19 protein-coding genes are annotated in these 19,686 nt (G+C 43.3%); all 19 read right to left on the reverse strand.

Features of this window, described 5'->3' with window-relative positions; translation table 11 throughout:
- Positions 1 to 22: 22 nt before the first annotated feature.
- The 19 genes from LU361_RS02200 to LU361_RS02290 all read right to left on the reverse strand — a co-directional run bounded on the left by LU361_RS02200 (position 23) and on the right by LU361_RS02290 (position 19,676).
- Positions 23 to 892, reverse strand: a complete 870-nt coding sequence (locus LU361_RS02200; protein WP_233086677.1) for a cell division protein FtsQ/DivIB — start codon at positions 890 to 892, stop codon at positions 23 to 25.
- Positions 889 to 1,824, reverse strand: a complete 936-nt coding sequence (locus tag LU361_RS02205) for a D-alanine--D-alanine ligase (protein ID WP_233086678.1) — start codon at positions 1,822 to 1,824, stop codon at positions 889 to 891. Before LU361_RS02205 ends, LU361_RS02200 begins: the two co-directional genes overlap by 4 nt.
- Before the next feature lie 21 nt (positions 1,825 to 1,845).
- On the reverse strand, positions 1,846 to 3,279 hold the full coding sequence (gene murC, locus LU361_RS02210; RefSeq protein ID WP_233086679.1) for a UDP-N-acetylmuramate--L-alanine ligase: 1,434 nt from the start codon (positions 3,277 to 3,279) through the stop codon (positions 1,846 to 1,848).
- Positions 3,279 to 4,379, reverse strand: a complete 1,101-nt coding sequence (gene murG / locus LU361_RS02215; RefSeq protein WP_233086680.1) for an undecaprenyldiphospho-muramoylpentapeptide beta-N-acetylglucosaminyltransferase — start codon at positions 4,377 to 4,379, stop codon at positions 3,279 to 3,281. The genes murC and murG overlap by 1 nt, the downstream gene beginning before the upstream one ends.
- The gene (ftsW, locus tag LU361_RS02220; protein ID WP_233086681.1) at positions 4,379 to 5,557 is read right to left on the reverse strand and encodes a putative lipid II flippase FtsW; all 1,179 of its coding nucleotides are present in this window, start codon (positions 5,555 to 5,557) and stop codon (positions 4,379 to 4,381) included. The genes murG and ftsW overlap by 1 nt, the downstream gene beginning before the upstream one ends.
- Entirely contained in the window at positions 5,554 to 6,909 is a 1,356-nt protein-coding gene (gene murD, locus LU361_RS02225) for a UDP-N-acetylmuramoyl-L-alanine--D-glutamate ligase (protein WP_233086682.1), read from the reverse strand. The genes ftsW and murD overlap by 4 nt, the downstream gene beginning before the upstream one ends.
- A gap of 35 nt (positions 6,910 to 6,944) precedes the next feature.
- The gene (gene mraY / locus LU361_RS02230; protein ID WP_233086683.1) at positions 6,945 to 8,027 is read right to left on the reverse strand and encodes a phospho-N-acetylmuramoyl-pentapeptide-transferase; all 1,083 of its coding nucleotides are present in this window, start codon (positions 8,025 to 8,027) and stop codon (positions 6,945 to 6,947) included.
- A 1-nt stretch (position 8,028) separates the two neighbouring features.
- Positions 8,029 to 9,390 carry a UDP-N-acetylmuramoyl-tripeptide--D-alanyl-D-alanine ligase gene (locus LU361_RS02235; protein ID WP_233086684.1) on the reverse strand — a complete coding sequence of 454 codons (1,362 nt, stop codon included), beginning with the start codon at positions 9,388 to 9,390 and terminating at the stop codon, positions 8,029 to 8,031.
- Positions 9,384 to 10,886 (reverse strand): UDP-N-acetylmuramoyl-L-alanyl-D-glutamate--2,6-diaminopimelate ligase, encoded by a 1,503-nt coding sequence (locus LU361_RS02240; RefSeq protein ID WP_233086685.1) that lies wholly within the window; start codon positions 10,884 to 10,886, stop codon positions 9,384 to 9,386. Before LU361_RS02240 ends, LU361_RS02235 begins: the two co-directional genes overlap by 7 nt.
- Positions 10,883 to 12,646 (reverse strand): peptidoglycan D,D-transpeptidase FtsI family protein, encoded by a 1,764-nt coding sequence (locus LU361_RS02245; protein ID WP_233086686.1) that lies wholly within the window; start codon positions 12,644 to 12,646, stop codon positions 10,883 to 10,885. Before LU361_RS02245 ends, LU361_RS02240 begins: the two co-directional genes overlap by 4 nt.
- A complete protein-coding gene (ftsL, locus tag LU361_RS02250) occupies positions 12,643 to 12,963 on the reverse strand; it encodes a cell division protein FtsL (RefSeq protein ID WP_233086687.1) in 321 nt (106 codons plus the stop codon). The genes LU361_RS02245 and ftsL overlap by 4 nt, the downstream gene beginning before the upstream one ends.
- A gap of 92 nt (positions 12,964 to 13,055) precedes the next feature.
- Positions 13,056 to 13,985 carry a 16S rRNA (cytosine(1402)-N(4))-methyltransferase RsmH gene (gene rsmH, locus LU361_RS02255; protein ID WP_233086688.1) on the reverse strand — a complete coding sequence of 310 codons (930 nt, stop codon included), beginning with the start codon at positions 13,983 to 13,985 and terminating at the stop codon, positions 13,056 to 13,058.
- A gap of 15 nt (positions 13,986 to 14,000) precedes the next feature.
- Positions 14,001 to 14,444, reverse strand: a complete 444-nt coding sequence (gene mraZ / locus LU361_RS02260; protein WP_233086689.1) for a division/cell wall cluster transcriptional repressor MraZ — start codon at positions 14,442 to 14,444, stop codon at positions 14,001 to 14,003.
- A 488-nt stretch (positions 14,445 to 14,932) separates the two neighbouring features.
- Positions 14,933 to 16,129 (reverse strand): glutathionylspermidine synthase family protein, encoded by a 1,197-nt coding sequence (locus tag LU361_RS02265; protein WP_233086690.1) that lies wholly within the window; start codon positions 16,127 to 16,129, stop codon positions 14,933 to 14,935.
- Positions 16,129 to 16,815 carry a DUF1190 domain-containing protein gene (locus tag LU361_RS02270; RefSeq protein ID WP_233086691.1) on the reverse strand — a complete coding sequence of 229 codons (687 nt, stop codon included), beginning with the start codon at positions 16,813 to 16,815 and terminating at the stop codon, positions 16,129 to 16,131. The genes LU361_RS02265 and LU361_RS02270 overlap by 1 nt, the downstream gene beginning before the upstream one ends.
- A 14-nt stretch (positions 16,816 to 16,829) precedes the next feature.
- A complete protein-coding gene (locus LU361_RS02275) occupies positions 16,830 to 17,246 on the reverse strand; it encodes a DUF350 domain-containing protein (protein WP_233086692.1) in 417 nt (138 codons plus the stop codon).
- A 47-nt stretch (positions 17,247 to 17,293) separates the two neighbouring features.
- Entirely contained in the window at positions 17,294 to 17,944 is a 651-nt protein-coding gene (locus tag LU361_RS02280; RefSeq protein ID WP_233086693.1) for a YjfK family protein, read from the reverse strand.
- Complete coding sequence (locus LU361_RS02285; protein WP_233086694.1) at positions 17,934 to 18,977, reverse strand: potassium channel family protein; 1,044 nt, start codon at positions 18,975 to 18,977, stop codon at positions 17,934 to 17,936. The genes LU361_RS02280 and LU361_RS02285 overlap by 11 nt, the downstream gene beginning before the upstream one ends.
- A 12-nt stretch (positions 18,978 to 18,989) precedes the next feature.
- Positions 18,990 to 19,676: a PspA/IM30 family protein gene (locus LU361_RS02290; RefSeq protein WP_233086695.1), complete on the reverse strand. Its 687-nt coding sequence runs from the start codon at positions 19,674 to 19,676 to the stop codon at positions 18,990 to 18,992.
- Between the last annotated feature and the right edge of the window lie 10 nt (positions 19,677 to 19,686).

Consider the following 19,686-nt stretch of genomic DNA (forward strand, 5'->3'; position numbering starts at 1 on the left):
CCTTGTATCTTCCGACTAGATGTTACTGATTAAGCGGTTGTGTATTTTCTTTTTTAACCGAAATATTTTTCCAGTTAACCGCCACACCATTTCGGTATCGTAAATCAACACTTTCAATATTATCGGCTTCGTCAATTAAGTGTTTTTCGTAAACGACAACGAAACGTTCCAATTTGTCTTCTATGTTATTTTTTCCAAGTATGACTGATATTTTATTATCCAGCCCCAACGTCCAGGAATAATCATCACCTAAAGTCAGCCAAACCGGGTCAAGTCCGTGAAGCCTTAATTGACTTGAAAACGACATAAATTGTTCAGTTACTTTTATCTCTGTGCCCTCAGGGCCATTTAATCCCGGCAATTGCGTTAAAAAATTATTCCTGCCGATATCAATTCGTTTTCCAGCTTGATTTAAAAAGCTGTCATTTCCCCACCGAGCAATCGCAGTTTCTTCTACTAATGTAACCTTTAACTTGTCAGGCCACTGTCGATTTAGTGTTGCTTGGGCTATCCAGGGGTCGGATTCTAACTGTCGTTTCAGACGATTTAAATCAAGTCCTAAAAAACTTTTATCAACCAGTGGCTCAACCAAACTTTCAAATCGCTCCAGCGATACCTGCTCTAAGTCACCGTCAACAATCACTGCCGATACTGACCGATCGACAACTTCCAGTGTTTTTTGCCTGGCAAGAATTCCAAGTAAAACCGCGCCAACCGCCAACATGCTTAAAACACTAAATGCAATGATCCACGATAGAACCCTTTGCTTACCTGGTGTCTTGTCGGACTTTCCTTTAGGTTTTCGTTTTGTAGAACTTGCTCCGCGTTTAGTTGATTTTGCAACTAATTGTCCATTTAAACGATTCGCCCTGAATAAAAAGGCAGCCGTCACTGGGTCTCCTTGACCAGCGTCTGAGAAATAATCTCAACGCACAAATCCTGAAAACTTAACCCCACCGAATTCGCCGCCATTGGCACTAGACTATGATCAGTCATACCGGGAACCGTATTTACTTCCAATAAATAAAAATTCCCTTGTTGGTCGGCCATAAAATCAACACGTCCCCAGCCACTGCAACCAACACTTTCAAAAGCTTTCAGAGCTAGCTCGCATAATTCAGATAATTTTTCTTCATCCAACCCACACGGAATTAAATATTGGGTTTCATCTGAGAAATACTTGGCTTGGTAATCGTAAAAAGTGTTGTTTACTACTACTTTAATCGGCGACAAACACCGATTGGCCAAAACAGTAACGGTGTATTCGGCGCCTTCAATCAGTTCCTCAGCAATAATTGACGGATCAAACTGACAAGCATTTTCATATGCTGTTCGCAAATCGTCAGCGCAATCAACCTTCGACATTCCTATGCTTGAGCCTTCATGAGCAGGCTTGACCATTGCCTTACCGCCCAGTTTATTCAAACACGAATCCCAATCAGTAGTTGCCGTTAAAACCTCAAAATTTGGAGTTGGTAAACCGAGCGCCAACCAGAGGTATTTACTCTTTAACTTATCCATAGCTAAGGCGGAAGCTTGGACATTACTGCCAGTGTAGGGAATTCCTAATAATTCCAAAGCAGCTTGAATTTTTCCGTCTTCTCCACCTGGGCCATGCAATGCAATAAAAGCTCGATCAATATTTTGATCGATGAGCTGCGATATTGGTTTAGCACCAAGATCGATTTCAACAATATCAACACCTGCAGCATCCAACGCTCTACTAATCGCCTTCCCGCTTTTCAGGGAAATTTCTCGCTCAGCAGACGTGCCGCCATAAAGAACAGCGACTCTACCTAGTTGTTGAATTAATTGACCGCTCATAAAACTCTTATCAATCTAAAATTACTGTAGTTTTCTCTTTGCCAGCTCTTTAGCCAGAGTGCCAACATTACCGGCACCTTGGGTTATAACAATGTCGCCGGGCTGAACGATTTCTCGAATAACCTCTGGCACACCATCAATACCTTTAACAAAAATTGGATCGACTTGACCGCGTATGCGAATACTTCGACTTAAATGTCGGCCGTCAGCTCCAGTAATAGGTTCTTCACCGGCACTGTAAACTTCCAGCAAAACCAGCACATCAACATTCGATAAAACTTCGACAAAATCTTCGAATAAATCGCGAGTACGCGTGTAACGGTGCGGTTGATAAACCATAACCAAGCGACGGTCAGGCCATCCTGCTCGCACCGCTTTTATCGTTGCATCGACTTCACTTGGGTGGTGCCCATAATCGTCGACTAGCATTGCCGTACCATTGTCTAAAGCGATATCGCCATAAACTTGGAAGCGTCGGCCAACGCCTAAGAATCCAGATAAACCATTTTGTATTGCATCTGTACTAATGCCTTCATCGACAGCAACCGCAATTGCAGCTAAGGCATTAAGAACGTTGTGCATACCCGGCATGTTTAAAAATATTTCTAACGGTTCATCCCAATCTGGGCCAACTACTTTAAAGCGACTGTTAAGACCTTCTTGACGAACGTCGATTGCACGAAAATCACAATGTTCACTGATGCCATAGGTAAGCACAGGTCTGGATATGTCCGGTATGATTTCGCGAACAATGGGGTCATCTCCGCAAACCACCGCCAATCCATAAAATGGCAAGTTGTGGAGAAACTCAATAAAGGTTTTCTTTAATCGAGAAAAATCACCTTCGTATGTATCCATGTGATCGGCATCAATATTGGTAACAATGGCAACCATCGGCTGCAAATGTAAAAAAGATGCGTCACTTTCGTCAGCTTCTGCAATTAAATAGCGACTTTGTCCCAACTGAGCATTGGTACCCGCACTCGTCAGCAAACCACCAATAACAAACGTTGGATCACGCTCTGCTGCGGCAAAAACAGATGCCAGAAAACTGGTGGTTGTCGTTTTTCCGTGCGTTCCCGCCACAGCAATTCCGTGACGGTAACGCATTAACTCTCCGAGCATTTCCGCTCTTCGAACAACAGGGATACGATACTCTCGAGCACTGACTAACTCTGGATTTGTCAAATCAATTGCTGTTGAGTTAACAACCACGTCAGCGCCAACAACATTGGAACCGTGGTGACCAATAAAAACTTTTGCGCCTAAATCGGATAAACGTCTCGTAACGTCCGATTCTTTTAAGTCAGAACCGGTAATCTGATACCCTTGATTTAATAGTACTTCCGCAATGCCAGACATCCCAGCACCGCCAATACCGATAAAATGAATGCGTTTTATTCGACGCATTTCCGGTACTTGATTAATCAGTCCATTTGTCGATTGTGAAGCCATCAACGAATTACCTCTAAACTGGCTTTAGCCATAATTTCCGCTGTATCTTTAACAGCCAACGACCGCGCTTTTTCAGCAATCGTTAATAAGTTAGGTCGATCTCGCATCGCCGATTGAATTTCATCAATTAACCGGTCCAGCGTTAATTCTTTTTGTTGGCAAATTTTTCCAGCACCGCTGGATACCAACCACAGAGCGTTTTGAGTTTGGTGGTCATCAATAGCATGCGGAAATGGAATCATTAATGACGCACATCCAGCAGCTGCTATCTCAGCAACGGTAAGCGCCCCTGCTCTGCATATAACAAAATGCGCCCAACTGTATGCTTCGGCCATGTCTTCCACAAATGGCATCACATTAAACTGATCGTTATTGAGATCGAGTCCACAGGCTTCATAAGATGCAATGGTTGAATCCAAATTTTTTCCACCGCATTGATGCCGCACATGAATTTCTGCACTGGTGCCGGAAATAATTTTCTCTACTGCTTTCGGCACACTCTCATTCAACGCCGCCGCACCTAAACTGCCACCCAACACTAATAAATGAAACGGGCTATCACTGCTTAAGTTAGTGTCAGGCCAACGATCTTTTGGAGAACAAATACTGCTAATTTCTTTTCTCACTGGGTTTCCAACAACAGTTGCCTGCTTAAAAACATTCGGAAACGCGGTGTAAACTTGAGTCGCAATTTTCGCAAGAATTTTATTGGTAGTACCGGCAACAGCATTTTGCTCGTGGATAATCAGTGGGATACCCAACATTTTTGCGGCAAAACCACCGGGGCCTGCAACAAAACCTCCGAAACCTAAAACAACATTTGCCTGTCTTTGTTTGATTAACGAAGATGCTTGCCGTATTGCTTTAAGAATCAAAAACGGTGCTTTAATCAGAGTTTTCGCACTCTTACCACGAACACCTTCTATATCAATATAGTCAATATCCAACCCAGCATCAGGAATTAACTTTGACTCCAAACCTCTTCTCGTTCCGAGCCAACTTACACTAAACCCAAGGTCAATTAATTCTCGAGCAACAGCTAAAGCAGGATATATATGCCCGCCCGTTCCGCCTGCCATAATCACTGCATGTAGAGGCATTAGTTTCTGGCCTCCACTGTTGACTGTGGATTTGGACTCAGTTCTTTTTGTACTCTAATCAGTAAACCCATAAACATCATTGTGACGATCAAGCTACTGCCGCCGTAGCTGATAAATGGCAGCGTCAAACCTTTTGTTGGTAAGAAACCAGAAGCTACACCAATATTGATGAATGCTTGGCACGCCAACATCACGCCAACACCAAAAGCAATATAACAAGCAAAAGCTGAATCTTGGTTGATTGCTTTTTTGGCCAAAGCAAAGGCTTTGAAAATAAGAGCAACAAACAACGCCACAACAATCAGCGCTCCGATAAAGCCAAATTCCTCAGCAACAATCGAAAAAATAAAATCCGTATGAGCTTCTGGCAGAAAAAATAATTTTTGAATGCTATTACCCAATCCCAATCCAAACCATTCACCTCGGCCGAAGCCAATCAAAGATTGGGATAATTGATAACCGTTTGAATACTGATCAGCCCAAGGGTCCAAAAAAGTCTTAAACCGAGTTAAGCGCCAAGGGGTTGCAAAAACTAAGTACGAAAAGATACCGCCCGCTGCAATTGCTACAACCAAGCACTGCCATAGGCGAATACCAGCAATAAACATCATTGCCAGTACTGCTGTTACCAAAACCACCGTACTGCCCAAATCGGGTTCCATTAGGATCAATGCAGCAATAACTGTTAACACACCCATTGGCTTTAAAACTGCCGAACTCTTTTCTTTAATCTTACTTTGCCACTTGGCAAAGTAGCTGGCGAAAAAAACCAAACTACAAAATTTTGCCAATTCAGATGCCTGGATATTTATCGACCCGATACGTATCCAGCGACGACCACTATTGACCTCTGTCCCGATCAATAAAACCAAAACAAGCAAAGCAATACTGATAATAAGTACTACCCATCCGTAATTTTTCCACAACGATAATGGCACCATAGCGACGATTAACGCGGCGAAAATCCCCATCACTGCAAACACCAAATGGCGACGAGCAAAAAACCACGGATCGTTGTAATGCTGATCAGCAAAACTGATGGATGCCGACGACACCATGACAATTCCAAAACTCAACAAAACCAACACCAACGCCAGCAGTGACTTATCCGCAAAAAAACCACCAGTTACCTGCGGCATTCTAAAGCTTTGCGGAAGGCCGTAACTCAAACTGATCATAAACCACCTACCGCTACAGCGAATTGATGGCCACGATCTTCAAAACCTTCAAACATATCGAAACTTGCACAGGCCGGTGACAACAGCACACGATCGCCAGGCAGAGCTAACTGATACGCTTTCTCAACAGCTGACGCCATTGATTGAGTTAAATGAGTGTCGATTGAACTTGGAACTGCTTGTTTAATAAGTTCGGCGTCTTCTCCCATTAATAAAACGGCACGAATGCGATCATCAATTATTTTTTCGATCTCAGAGAAATCAGCACCCTTAGATTGACCGCCCATTATGAGCAATAATTTTTCGTCTGCTTTTAATGTTGGCAGTAACCCAGTGATTGCTGCTGAACATGCGCCAATATTCGTCGCTTTAGAATCATTGATAAAAGTGATTCCGTTTTTCTCAGCAATCCACTGGCAGCGATGATCCAAACCTTTAAATTGCTTTAGGGCCTCTAATGAATGTTCATTAAGACCGCCCATAACACTCAACAATGCCATTGCCGCTAACGCGTTAGATAGGTTGTGAGTTCCTACCATTTTAAGCTCGTCGACACTGATCAGAGGTTTAGCTCCTTGAGCTAAATACTTCTTATCACCTCGTTGAATGATTCCAAACTGTTTTAAATCAGGAGCATTGACACCAAAATTAATCTCACTAACACCTTGCGCCAAAGGCCCAAATGTCAAAGGATCTTCGCGATTAACAATGCGATTTTTTGCCCCAAAGTAAATTCGAGTTTTTGCACTGTGATAAGCCACGTAGCTGTCATATCGATCCATGTGATCACGACTGACATTTAAAATGGTCGCCGCAAATGCATTCAGTTTTTGCGTGGTTTCTAACTGAAAACTGGATAACTCCAATACATAAAAATCAGGTTTTGGCTTTGAAAGTAATTCCAGGGCAGCAATTCCAATGTTGCCACCAACTTCAACAGTCAAACCTGCTGCTGTCGCCATTTCACCAACCAAAGTTGTTACTGTGCTCTTTCCGTTAGAACCAGTAATAGCGATGATGGGTGCGTTTGCATGGCGAGCAAATAATTCAATATCACCAATAATTTCAACACCATGCTTGCTCGCCTCACTCAATGCTGAATGAGATAAACCAATGCCTGGGCTTAAAATGATTTGATCAGCTGTATTTAATGCCGCTTGATCAAGCTCCCCACAAATAGGCATATTCAAAGGGAACTCGGCAATATACTCCTCTTTTAATGGAGGGTTTTCCCGAGTGTCCATCAACAAAAATGGACAATTTTGCTTGGCAAGGAAACGCGCGACGGATAGGCCGGTTATACCCAACCCCACAATCACGGTAACTTTACTGGTAGCAATCGTTGTCATCATTTTTTATCAATACAACTCGGAAATTTATTAATGTATTAACGTAACTTAAGTGTCGCCAGGCCAAACAAAACCAGCATCACGGTGATAATCCAAAAACGCACGATAACTCTTGGTTCAGGCCATCCTTTTAATTCAAAGTGATGGTGAAGTGGTGCCATTCTGAAAATTCGGCGACCAGTCAATTTGTAGGAGCCAACCTGCAGAATCACCGAAACCGTCTCCATTACAAACACACCACCCATAATGAAAAATACGATCTCGTGGCGAACAATAACGGCAACTACACCGAGTGCCGCACCCAGAGCCAAAGCGCCAACATCACCCATAAAAACTTGAGCTGGGTAAGTGTTAAACCATAAAAACCCTAAACCTGCGCCAACCAATGCAGCACAGAACACAACCAATTCTCCAGAACCAGGAACACTGGCAATATTCAAATAGTTAGCAAATTCTGCGTGGCCGACTAAATAAGCAAATATTCCTAACGCCGAACCGACCATTACGGTGGGCATAATTGCTAAACCGTCTAGGCCATCCGTTAAATTCACAGCGTTACTTGAACCAACGATAACGAAGTAAGTAAGCACGACGTAAAACAAACCAAGATCGAGCGCTACGTTCTTAAAAAACGGCACAAACAATTGTGTTTCAGCAGGAACTTGCGCGGTCGAATACAGAAAAACCGCAGCACCTAAACCCGCAATTGATTGCCAAAAGTATTTCCATTTTGCTGGTAGCCCACGAGAATTTTTTTCAACCACTTTTCGATAATCATCAACCCATCCCACGGCACCGAACACTGCGGTTACTACAAGAACAACCCAAATGTATCGATTATTAAGATCCGCCCACAAAAGCGAACTAATAAAAATAGCAGCAAGAATTAAGGTTCCGCCCATTGTCGGCGTACCTGATTTACTCAAGTGACTTTGTGGTCCGTCATCTCTTACCGCTTGGCCTATTTGGAGAAGATTCAACTTCCGAATCATCCACGGCCCTAATAGCATGGATATAGCCAACGCAGTTAACACACCCAAAATTGCGCGCAACGTGAGATATTGAAAAACCGCAAATCCACCGGCAAAACTTTGTAAATATTCAAATAACCAAAGCAACATCTTAAACAGTGCCTCCTAAAACTAATTGGTTGACGACATCTTCCATCTTGGCACTGCGCGAACCTTTAACTAAAACGGTTGTATTGGCATCAAGCTGGGTTAATAAGCTTGTGACCAAAGAATTTTTATCGTTAAAATAATGAGTAGAATCACCAAAGCCGTCACAAGTAAATTGTGACAGCTCACCACACGCAAACAGGCTATGAATGCCTTTTTGTTGCGCAAATTGACCTACTTCTTTATGCATTTTTGCAGAGTCATGGCCCAACTCACCCATGTCTCCCAGCACTAAAATTGTTTTCGTGGAATAACTGGACAATACATCGATTGCAGCTTTCACACTGCCCGGATTGGCGTTGTAGGTATCGTCAATAATCGTCGAACATTCAATACCTGGTTTAACAACCAATCGGCCTGGAACCGGTAAAAAACTTTCTAAACCTTCGACGATGTTATCAATACTGAGTCCACTAGCTACACCGCAACTAGCTGCGGCGAGTGCATTCATAACATTGCTTTCACCCAGTACTTTCAACACCACGGTTTTCTCAGCACTAGGCGTAACCAAGTCAAATCGATAATAACCTTGATCATTAATCGATAAATTTTTTCCAAACACCTCACATTCAGGATTTTCGGTGCTAAATCGAATCGTTTTTCTGTGTTTATTTTGTTCTAACCATTGCGCCGCGTACTTGTCATCTGCGTTAATAATGGCAATACCACTGTCTGCAAGGTGATCGTATATTTCAGATTTAGCCTGCGCGATAGCATCTACCGAGCCGAAACCTTCTACGTGGGAAGGCTGAACGTTATTTATCAAAGCAACATTTGGCTGGGCCAACTTAGACAAATAATCGATCTCACCAACGGCACTAGCGCCCATCTCAATCACAGCAAAATCATGATTTTCGCTGAGCTGAAACAGCGTTAACGGCACGCCGATGTGATTATTCAAATTTCCGGTGGTCGCAAGCGTATTCCCAATCGTAGAAAAAATAGCTTGCACCATGCCTTTAACCGTAGTTTTTCCACAGCTTCCGGTAATAGCAGTAACCGGCTTTGACCAGCGTTGGCGAATGAATGAAGCTAAATTGCCAAGTGCCTGTGTTGTATCGTCAACCAGGCATTGACTCACATTTAGATCCAGCTTTTTACTGACAACAACACAACATGCCCCTTTGTCGATGGCCGCACTGACAAAATCATGGCCATCAAAATTTTCACCAACAAGCGCAAAAAAGACACTGCCTTCCTGAATTGTTCTGGTATCTGTGCTGACACTCAAAAAAGTGCCATCACTTCCTAACAAACGCCCATTGGTTGCATTTGCTAATTCTTTAAGAGTGAGCCCACTTAACATGACGCCGCCTTTTTATTTAAAAATGAATGGGCGACTTGTGCATCATCATGGTGAACATTTTGATCACCAATAATTTGATAATCTTCGTGACCTTTACCAGCAATCAATACAATATCGTCGTTACTCGCCTGAGAGATGGCCTCTCCGATTGCGTGCGTTCGGTCCAGCTCTACGGTTACTCGCTCTGGCTGACTAAAACCAGTCAAAATATCGTCGGCAATAATCTTTGGATCTTCGAACCTTGGGTTGTCATTTGTCACAAAAACTTTGTCACTGTAGGCTTCAACGGCTTTTGCCATCAACGGACGCTTGCCTCGATCACGATTTCCTCCGCAGCCAAAAACACAAATTAAGTTTCCTTGGCAATGTTTTCTTAAGGCTGAGAGTGCTTTATCTAAACCGTCAGGCGTGTGGGCGTAATCAACAACAACCGACGTCGTTTCTTGCGATGAATCTATAATTTGCATCCGGCCAGCAACGGGTTTAAGTTTTGGAATAATTTTAAGTAATTCTTCAAAATTGATATTTTCGGATAGCAGTGCACCAATAACTGCCAGCAAATTACTTAAATTAAATTCACCAATAAGACGGGTATTAATTTGACCGTTACCCCAAGGGGTATATATATCTGCTGAAATTCCAGAAATACTGAAATGAATATTTTTAACCGAAATTTCTACATCAGAGCGAATTAAAGAGTAACGAATAAGACTTGCTGGGAAATCCCATTCATCTGCGATCGCTGCCCCAAATTCATCATCAACATTAATAATTGCGTTTCTTAATTCATCGCGAGCAAACAATCTTTTTTTGCTTTCACCATAAGCGGCCATCGAACCGTGATAATCGAGGTGATCTCGACTCAAATTGGTGAAAGCGGCGCATGTGAAATTTAAGCTATCAACACGAAACTGATCCAAGCTGTGTGACGAAACTTCCAAAGACAAGCACGTGATATCATCGGCCATGTTGCGAATGGTTTTTTGCGTAGTAATCGCATCAGGCGTGGTAAAACCATTAGCAGTTAGCACTTCACCAAAAACGCCAACACCAGTGGTCCCAATAACACCACAGGATTGCCCTAATAAAGTTTTTGCTTGTGCGTAAAGGTGAGCACAGGTCGTTTTTCCATTGGTTCCAGTAACACCAAACGTTGTTAAATTATTGGCGGGATAACCATAAAAACGTGCCGCTAATTCTGAAATACGTTTCAGAAGATTAGGAATTTCAACTACCGCAACACCGTGTTGTATTTTAACGCCTTTGTAATTATCAGCGTGAGACAATACCGCTGCCGCACCTTGATCGATGGCTTGCTGAATAAACTTTCGTCCATCTATTTGCGTACCCACCAACGCAACAAACACATCGCCACGAGATACTTGTCGACTGTCGAGCACAAGATCTTTCGGCACTATTTGAGCGACGTTACTCGGCAAAGCAATGTCTTTCACAATCGATAACAATTCACCGAGATTCAGAAGGCTGTAATTCATGATACGCCTCCGGGTTTTTTCTCTTTGTTGCTCGCGTGAATAGAAATAGCTTTATTTGGTGGAACTTCAAGAATTCTAAGAGCCGCTTCTGTAATTTTTCCAAACACTGGCGCAGCCACTTCACCACCGAAATATTTCCCGCTTTTCGGTTCTGAAATTACCGTAACTACAACAATTCGTGGATTTTCTAGCGGTGCAAACCCTGCAAACAAAGATCGGTAACGATCGTCTGCGTAACCATGCTCACCCACCAAGTGCGCCGTTCCAGATTTACCCGCTGTAGTATAATTTTCTAATTCAGCACGTGATCCAGTGCCGCCTTTTTGGGTAACAGTGGCGAGCATGGATTTCATTTGAGAAGCCAGCTTTTCTGAAAAGACACGCTCTGATTCAGGTTCAGAGTCAAGCTTCAGCAACGAAACCGGTTTTTTCAAACCGTCATTTGCGATAACGCTATAAGCCTGAGCAAGCTGCAATACACTGGTGGTGAAACCATAACCAAAACTGTAATTCGCCAAAGTAACTTTTGGCCAGCGTTCGTATTGAGGAAGCAAGCCAACGGCTTCTCCTGGAAACCCTGTTCCTGGCAATTGTCCCAAACCAACACGGTAGTACATGTCTCGAATTGGTTGCGGGCCGGTTTTTAGCGCGATTTTAGTCGTCGCAACCTGGCTTGATTTGGTAATGACTTTAGTAAGATCCATCACACCGTAATTAACCGGATCTAAAAACGTCTTACCGCCAACATGCAAATACCCAGGTGCGGTATCAATAAATGAATTTTTACTGACGATTCCAGCTTCCATTGCAGCCAATATACTGAACGGTTTAATCGTAGAACCTGGTTCGAATTGATCGACAAGCGCGCGATTTCTCACCGAGGCCGTTTCGATGTTAGTTCGATCATTTGGATTAAAAGACGGCTGGTTTACCAGCGCCAAAACTTCACCCGTTAAGGTATCTAAAATAATTGCAGACCCAGAACTCGCACGATTTTCTTTTACGGCTGCTTTTAACTCTTTGTAAGCGTGATATTGCAATCGAAGATCAATACTTAAGGTCAAGTTTTTCCCGGCTGTCGCAGATTTAACTAAGCCAACTTCACGAATAACCTGATCGTATAAATCTTTTTCAACATGGCGCTGACCGGTCTCCCCAGCTAAGTGGCTATCAAACGCCAACTCAAGCCCTTCTTGCCCTTTATCGTGAATGTCGGTGATCCCCAAAAGGTGAGCACTGACCTCTGCTGAGGGATAAAAACGACGAAATTCCTGCTGCGAGTACACACCAGGAATTTTAAGGTCGAGAACTTTTTGGGCCTCTTCAGGAGGCAACCTACTCGACAGCGACATGTAATATTTATCTCGATACCGATTCAGCTTTTCGGTCAGCTCTCCCAATGTGTAACCGCTGACTTTCGCCAAATCAGGCCATCGATGTTGATGCTTAAATAATGTCTGTGGGTTTACCGATAAGCTTAACAACGGGGTGCTAACGGCAAGAGGTTCACCGTTGCGATCGGATATTGCGCCGCGGTAACCGAGTATCGGTTCTGCTCGCAATGTTCTAGCAGTGCCTTGATCTTGAAGAAATTGATAACCGCGATCATTTGTCGGTAAGACTTGAATGTTTCCCAAGTGAACAACAAGAGCAATCAACAACGCGAGCAGAACCACTGCGACGACGTAGAATCGCCAGCGTGGCACTAAAACAGGCTCTAAAAGTACCTGCTTAGTTGCGTTCTTTTTGGTTGCTGTCATTGCTGAACCACGATTATTTCTTCAGGCTCTGGAAGAGCCATTTCTAATTCACCCGCAGCAATTTTTTCGATGCGGGAATACGATGCCCAGGTACTGCGTTCAAGCAGATATTGACCCCACTGAAGCTGTAACTCCGAGGACTCTGCTTTTGCCTGAGCAAGTGAGTTTGTACTAACTCTCACATTATGCGTGGTATAAACCACCGCCAATGCCGATATCACCACTGCAATCCATAAAGCCACAACCGCAAAACCCAAGGCGATTGGTGCCTTGGTATCTGGAGAAGCTGCAGCCTTCGGATTGATTGGATTATCCACGGAAGCGTTTTTACTCTTATTGTCGTCTCTGTATCAACTCTTCACCTTGGCTTAACTGTCTTGCTGTATGACAGGTAAACAATTGATGGTATTTACTTCAATTTAACCGCAACACGCATAACAGCACTTCGTGAACGGACATTTTCTTGAATTTCTTCTGAACTCGCTTTGATCGCTCGGCCAATGGACTTTAAGCGTTTGTTGAGCTGATCATCGGTCACCGGAACTCCTTTAGGTAAGGAATCGCCCTTTTCATGCTTGCGAATAAACTGCTTTACTATTCGGTCTTCTAGGGAATGAAAACTGATTACTACCAAATGGCCGCCAACTTTGAGTAATTCCAGCGCTTGTTGCAGAGCTTGCTCGACATCGCCAAGCTCATTATTTACCTGAATACGAATAGCTTGAAACGCTCGGGTCGCTGGGTGCTTGTGCTTTTCCCAAGCAGGATTTGCCTCTGAAACAACTTTCGCAAGATCACCCGTTCGCTCAAATGGCTGCTGCTCTCTTCGTTTGACAATCGCATTAGCAATTCGCTTGGCAAACCGCTCTTCGCCATAGGTTTTAAGAACCCACACCAAATCTTCTTCTTTTACAGAGTTAATCCACTGGGCGGCGCTCTGGCCGGAGGATGTATTCATCCTCATATCGAGAGGCCCATCGTTTTGAAAACTGAAGCCACGCTCTGCGTTGTCAAGCTGAGGGGAAGAAACCCCTAAATCCAACAAAACACCAAACAACTTTCCTTCTTGTTGTCGACTAGCGACAAGGTTTGACATGTCTGCGAAAGAACAGTGAGCTATTTCAAAACGAGAATCCTGTTCAGACAACTTTTTGCCATCAGAGATCGCCGTTGGGTCTTTATCAATGGCCAACAGAGAACCACTTTCTTCTAAACGTTCTAGAATTTTTCGGCTATGGCCGCCGCGCCCATATGTTCCATCAATGTAGAATCCGTTGGGGTCATAAACCAGAGCGTCGACAGCTTCTTCGAGCAGCACGGAGTAGTGCGTTTGAGACATAAGTGATAACCAATTCTAAAGACTCAGCGACATCATTTCTTCAGGCATGGTTTCATCGTCATCCGACTCATCCAAGCGTGCAATGAAATGCTCTTCACTCCAAAGCTCCAACCGAGTCCCTTGTCCGATGAGCATCACCTTTTTTTCAAGCCCTGCGTATTCTCGTAATGTGGGGGGAATTAATATCCTGCCACTATCATCCAATTCAAATTCATTCGCATAACCAATCATTAAAAGCTTGGTTTTACGGGCAATTTTGTTAAAGGTAGGTAAAGCCTCAAGCTTCGGGAGAATTTCCTCCCACTGTGGCTTTGGGTACATCAACAAACAGCGATCTTCGGTGTGTGCAGTTACAACTATTTGGCCTTGGCAAACTTGGCTCAACTGTTCGCGCGTACGAGTGGGGATAGCCACGCGTCCTTTCGCGTCCATATTGATTGATTGATTGCCAAGAAACATTTTTCACCAATAGAGGTTCTAGCTCCACAAAATTACACAATTCACCACTTTTTCCCACTAATGCACACTATAATTTGCATTAGCCCAAAGTCAAGGTGAGGTTATTGGTTTAGCGGAGTGATCTACAGAGAAGGTATAAAAAGTGAGGATTATGCAACAATTACTGAATATTACTGGTAATTGACAGGTTCTGTGACTTTAAAAAATATCAATAAAAATCAAATAGTTAAAGCACTGACCCTTGAAACCAAAGGTAATTAGAATGATTTAAAATTAAAAACCAAGCAGATCAGTCTGGTTTGTAAATAAGAGTAAAAAGTAAGTATTGACTTGCGCTCAAGGTGACATGAAAGATAGCCAACAGATCAGTGTGCCAATGTTTGCACAACGCAATAAAAAGGGTTCAAAATCTCATCACGCAGTCAAAACAAAGAGTGATGATCTGAACCCAGGTAAAATAAGAAAATTGGATTGTTAGCCCAACTGAACTACGGACAAATAATGTGCGGCAAGTAGCGCGACAAATCTTGAGTAATGAGCGTGCTATCTTCTCTGACAGAAATTCCCGCCGGTTGATTATCAATCAACCAAGAACCAATCAACGTATAGTTGTTGTCAAAACAAGGTAGAGGATAGAATTCCTGAAAAATAAAACCTTCTTCTCCGTAAGGCCCGTCGGAGTGATAGGTCATTTCGCCATTTTCAAAAACACTGACATTGGCGCCCTCACGGGCGAATATGGGTTTTTTAACGTAGCTATTCAAATGCTGCGCGGCTTGCTTCTCGTCAAAAAAACACGGCAGTAAATTGGGGTGATTGGGAAACAATTGCCAAAGCAGAGGCATTAGAGCCTTATTAGACAGCAAAGCCTTCCAGGGTGGTTCTATCCAAGATGTTTGAGCTTTGCTGAAATAACCACCAAAGTCTTCTCTCAGCATGAATTCCCACGGGTAAAGCTTAAACATCCAATCGATAACCTGATCGTCTGTGTCCGTAAAAGCGGGAATGCAACGACCACTGTCATCGCCTAACTCAATTTCTCCAAGCCCGATATCTTCGATATACACAAACTCGGTGAACAAACCCGCCTCTTGGGCGCAGTCTTCTAGATATTGGACTGTTCCTCTATCTTCTTCGGTGTCACGGCAGCAGGAAAAATGCAGTAATTGCTCAGGATAAATTTCGCCCATCGATCGAAATCGTTCAATGAGCTTTTCTTGAATTGAATTAAATTGGTCGCTATTAGGGTGTAAAACGCCGGAAACAATTTTGTCTTCTAACCACAGCCACTGCCAAAAGCCCGATTCGTACAAACTCGTTGGCGTATCAGCGTTATTTTCGTAGAGTTTTGCGGGACTTTTACCGTCATACGCCAAATCTAAACGAGAATACAGGCTTGGCTCCTTGTTGAGCCACGAGCGACGAATAAAATCCCAGTGTTGCTCTGGGATTTGAAACTTGGCGAATAACTCTTCGTCATTAACAACTTTGTCAACAACGTCCAAACACATTTGGTGAAGCTCCTCAGTGGGATCTTCAATGTGATCTTCAATCTGGCGCAGAGAAAATTCGTAATAGGCGGATTCATCCCAGTAGGCTTCGCCGTACATTGTATGGAATTTGAAGCCAAACTCTCGCGCACGTTCTTGCCAATCAGGGCGCTCGTTGGTAACTACTCGGCGCATTAACCGCCCCAACCACCTTTAGAGGATCCCCAACCGCCTTTACTTTTCGAAGAGCCACCCCAATTTGATTTAGCCGCCACGGTAGAACCAAAGCCGCCGCGAGAAATGGTGCGAGTGATTTTGGGCTTCGGCTTAAATGCGTTATCAGAGACTTTTATTTTGCCGTAACGGCTTGTGCCGTATGTGTAGCCATCGACACTAGACCACTGACCATAAAACGGCGAATAACGAGAATAAGAAGTATACAATGGCGCAGATCGGTAACGTCGGCGCTCAAAAGCATCACCGACTTCGTCGATAACTTCTGCGAGCATAAAGCCTGCAACTGCGGGAATAAACCAGTTTTGACCACTGTCTGCTTGATACGGAACACAGTTACGATTACCAAAATCGTAAGTACAAGCTTCTAACGAGGTGTACTTAGGGCCAGACTCTTGAGCAACATTCACTGCGTCGTTATAAGCGGATTCACATACGTCGACTTGATCTGGATTTTTCGAAATGCAATCAGCGATATCGCTGTAAACAACTGCTTCTTCACCACCATCAGAACATGCCACCAAAACTGCTGCAGCAACGGAAACCGCCAACGGTTTTAACTTTGAGCGCAACGGTGTTGGTTGGGATAAATTATCATCTTCGAGCTTACGCATTCGCTCAAGATTAATTGAACGTGTCCTTTTCATAGTGCACTCCTAAATTAATATGTCATGCACGCTGCGTTAAGCAAACCAACAGCCACGGATGTACCACCCAACATAATCCCTGCAGAAAGTTCGTTGTCGTTAATTCGTTGTACAATTTTAGGCATGAACACAAATCGAACGACTAGGAAGGCGATAAGCTGAGCGATAAGCGCGACTACAGCCCAAATAGTAAAGTCAATCAACGAAACTGAGTTACTGGCAGCACTGGCAAGTGCCACTGAAAAACCAATAACCGCTCCTGCAAAACCTGTCGCAGCCGCTGCATTTTTTTCTTCTTTTACCAACTTCCATTCATCGTGTGGTGTAACCCACGCATAAACGACTTTGAAAATTAAAAGAAAAACTAATGAGATCGCGAAATACAGGGCAAAGCTTCCCAAACCCAATAACGACTCTTGCAAAATTTCCATATTACATTCCCAATTTATTATCTTACGATGTTCACTAACAAATACTATTACCCGATGATGTCGATATCAGCTGGCTGCAAGTCAAAACCTGTACTACGCACAAGACATCGATCGGCCTGATTCCCAATGATTTTCTCTTCGCCGGAAATCATAGCGTACTCCATAGAGTCTTCAGAAGCTTCTCGCTCGTAAAGCATTACGAACTGATCTGTTTCGGTAACTTTATTACCTTCGGTATACGTTTTTTCTGTCATAGCAACCGGGGCGGATTCACCACCGGTACTTTCCCACACACGATTAAATGTGTAGTCATCGACCTTTACTTCGGGAAAACTAATCCCAGAACTTAACAGACTATTCCACTCTGAGTCAGAACTGACTCCGGTTGTATCGTAGTAATACCAGAGCTTAACATCAGAAATGTGCTCTTCGTTCATTCCACCAGACAATAGTACCTGTACAAATCCGTCATCATCAGTGTAAAAACGCAAAACCGTGGTATCACTGTCGAGTTCAACTTTTCCTACAGCCTGAATAAATTGGGTTTTTGCAACGCCCTCAACAATTAAGTTAGGCTCAATCAGTTTCAGTTTAAGCTCATCTAAATTAAAAGCCCCACCGAGTCGCAAACCTAATACTTCTGGTGCAGAATCTGTAGGTTCACTTTTCTTATCTTTACCAAATAATTTACCGAACACTTAAACCACTCCAATCAATTTTTTGGATTCGTTCATCTGCAATATAAAAAATGACGTCTTGAGGGCAAATAATTTCGCCAAATTTAGGATTTATCGCAATCTCTTGGCTGCCTTTTTTAGCCACACCAATGAGCGTCGCATCAAATTGTTCTTTTAAATACAAAAACACCGATTTGACATTAACTTCATCAGCTCCAGAAAATGGAGCAGAATACTGAGTCATGCCTTTATCGGCATTTAATAACTCATGATGCAAGAAACTGGAACCTGGATCTACCGCAGCTTTCGCCATCATTTCAACAGAAACCGAAGGCATACACTCGACATTTGGGCAGTGATTATTCAACAAAGCACCCAAGGTTTCATCAGAGAAATACGCGATTGTATGCGCACTAGGGTTTTTTCCTGAACAATAAAGCGCTGTGGTCATTGTCAGGTCATCTTCGGGATTATCAATGATAATACAAGAGGCGGTTTCGATGGACGCTCGCCCCATGTCATTGTCATGATTAAAACTATCAACCTTAACAAAGCCTATTTTATCAGGCATTGGGTTTTCGACATCTGCTCTCACACATAAAACAATGTTTCTGGGTGTCGCTTCGAATTTATTTTCTCTCAGCAGCAAACGCAACAACTGTTGAGTTCGCGTGCCATTCCAACCGATAACAACAATGTGATTTTCGTAATGCAATTTTCTTAACCCCTTAATACCCCGGCGCCAATGAAACGAGAAAAACGCCGCGATTCTACCAATGGCGAGACCAAATAAACTGAGACCAAGCGGGATAACAAAAAGAGAGACCACGTAACGACCGGCCGTGGTAGTTGGGGAGAGATCACCGTAACCCACTGTTGATGCAGTTACAATAATCCAATAGAAATAACTGTCTAGACTAATAAGCTCTTTTTCACCGCTGAGCGCAAGCAAAATCCAACTTAATACAAAATAAGCGGCAATGACAAACACCACTGTTTGCCATCGCGCTTCAAGAAAATGCTTTAATAAAAGCTTTCTTACGTACTTAAACACCAGCATTACCGATTACTTTTTGCCAAGAATCCTCGCCAATTCGTCATCAGCAGAAGAATTCCCACCTGAAATACCTGCTTCACGCAAGCGTTTCTCTAGGGCATCTCCAGATTCAGATTCTGCCAACTCATTTGCCGCTTCAAGTTGCGCACTGCGTTCTTTTTGGCGATCTTGAATACGAGTTAATGATTCAGCAGCAGTTTTCATACGGCTGTTTGCACCCATGTGTCGAGAAGAAACCGCAGTTTGCGCTTTTTGAACCGACTCAGTGGCTTTAACCATATCAACTTGCTGTTCCATTTTCCGCAAGTTATTTTTTGCTTGGGAAATATTAGCACGCAATGTTTTTTCTGAGTTGTTAAATTGCTCAACAAATTGCTGTTCAGCGTCTAACTGACCACGCAAATCAACAACTTTTTGCGCGCAATCTAACGCCAATTGGGTATCGCCTTTTTCATTTGCTGTAACGGCGTGACGCTCGTATTCAGCAACTGATTTTTCAAGGCCTGCTACTTTTTGTTCGGCTAATTTTCGTTTAGCCATGATTTGCGTCAGTGAGGTGTCAGAGCGACGTAGCTCTTCTTTCGCTTCGCGAATTTCTTGGTCGAGAATACGAAGAGCTTGATTATCAACAACCGCTTCGGCAGCTTCGTTGACTCCACCTTTAACAGCCGTTACTAACTTACGCCAAACACTCATTAGTTACTCC

It is taken from the genome of Sessilibacter corallicola (assembly GCF_021290925.1).
Lineage (GTDB): Bacteria > Pseudomonadota > Gammaproteobacteria > Pseudomonadales > Cellvibrionaceae > Sessilibacter > Sessilibacter corallicola.

Excerpts from the sequence above, each read along its gene's own strand:
- LU361_RS02265 (WP_233086690.1), bottom strand. The coding sequence starts at position 16,129 with ATGCGCCGAGTAGTTACCAACGAGCGCCCTGATTGGCAAGAACGTGCG.
- murD (WP_233086682.1), bottom strand. The coding sequence starts at position 6,909 with ATGATGACAACGATTGCTACCAGTAAAGTTACCGTGATTGTGGGGTTG.
- LU361_RS02205 (WP_233086678.1), bottom strand. The coding sequence starts at position 1,824 with ATGAGCGGTCAATTAATTCAACAACTAGGTAGAGTCGCTGTTCTTTAT.
- LU361_RS02290 (WP_233086695.1), bottom strand. The coding sequence starts at position 19,676 with ATGAGTGTTTGGCGTAAGTTAGTAACGGCTGTTAAAGGTGGAGTCAAC.
- LU361_RS02235 (WP_233086684.1), bottom strand. The coding sequence starts at position 9,390 with ATGTTAAGTGGGCTCACTCTTAAAGAATTAGCAAATGCAACCAATGGG.
- LU361_RS02275 (WP_233086692.1), bottom strand. The coding sequence starts at position 17,246 with ATGGAAATTTTGCAAGAGTCGTTATTGGGTTTGGGAAGCTTTGCCCTG.
- LU361_RS02240 (WP_233086685.1), bottom strand. The coding sequence starts at position 10,886 with ATGAATTACAGCCTTCTGAATCTCGGTGAATTGTTATCGATTGTGAAA.
- rsmH (WP_233086688.1), bottom strand. The coding sequence starts at position 13,985 with ATGTCTCAAACGCACTACTCCGTGCTGCTCGAAGAAGCTGTCGACGCT.
- mraZ (WP_233086689.1), bottom strand. The coding sequence starts at position 14,444 with ATGTTTCTTGGCAATCAATCAATCAATATGGACGCGAAAGGACGCGTG.
- murG (WP_233086680.1), bottom strand. The coding sequence starts at position 4,379 with ATGCCTCTACATGCAGTGATTATGGCAGGCGGAACGGGCGGGCATATA.
- LU361_RS02270 (WP_233086691.1), bottom strand. The coding sequence starts at position 16,815 with ATGAAAAGGACACGTTCAATTAATCTTGAGCGAATGCGTAAGCTCGAA.
- ftsW (WP_233086681.1), bottom strand. The coding sequence starts at position 5,557 with ATGATCAGTTTGAGTTACGGCCTTCCGCAAAGCTTTAGAATGCCGCAG.
- mraY (WP_233086683.1), bottom strand. The coding sequence starts at position 8,027 with ATGTTGCTTTGGTTATTTGAATATTTACAAAGTTTTGCCGGTGGATTT.
- murC (WP_233086679.1), bottom strand. The coding sequence starts at position 3,279 with ATGGCTTCACAATCGACAAATGGACTGATTAATCAAGTACCGGAAATG.
- LU361_RS02245 (WP_233086686.1), bottom strand. The coding sequence starts at position 12,646 with ATGACAGCAACCAAAAAGAACGCAACTAAGCAGGTACTTTTAGAGCCT.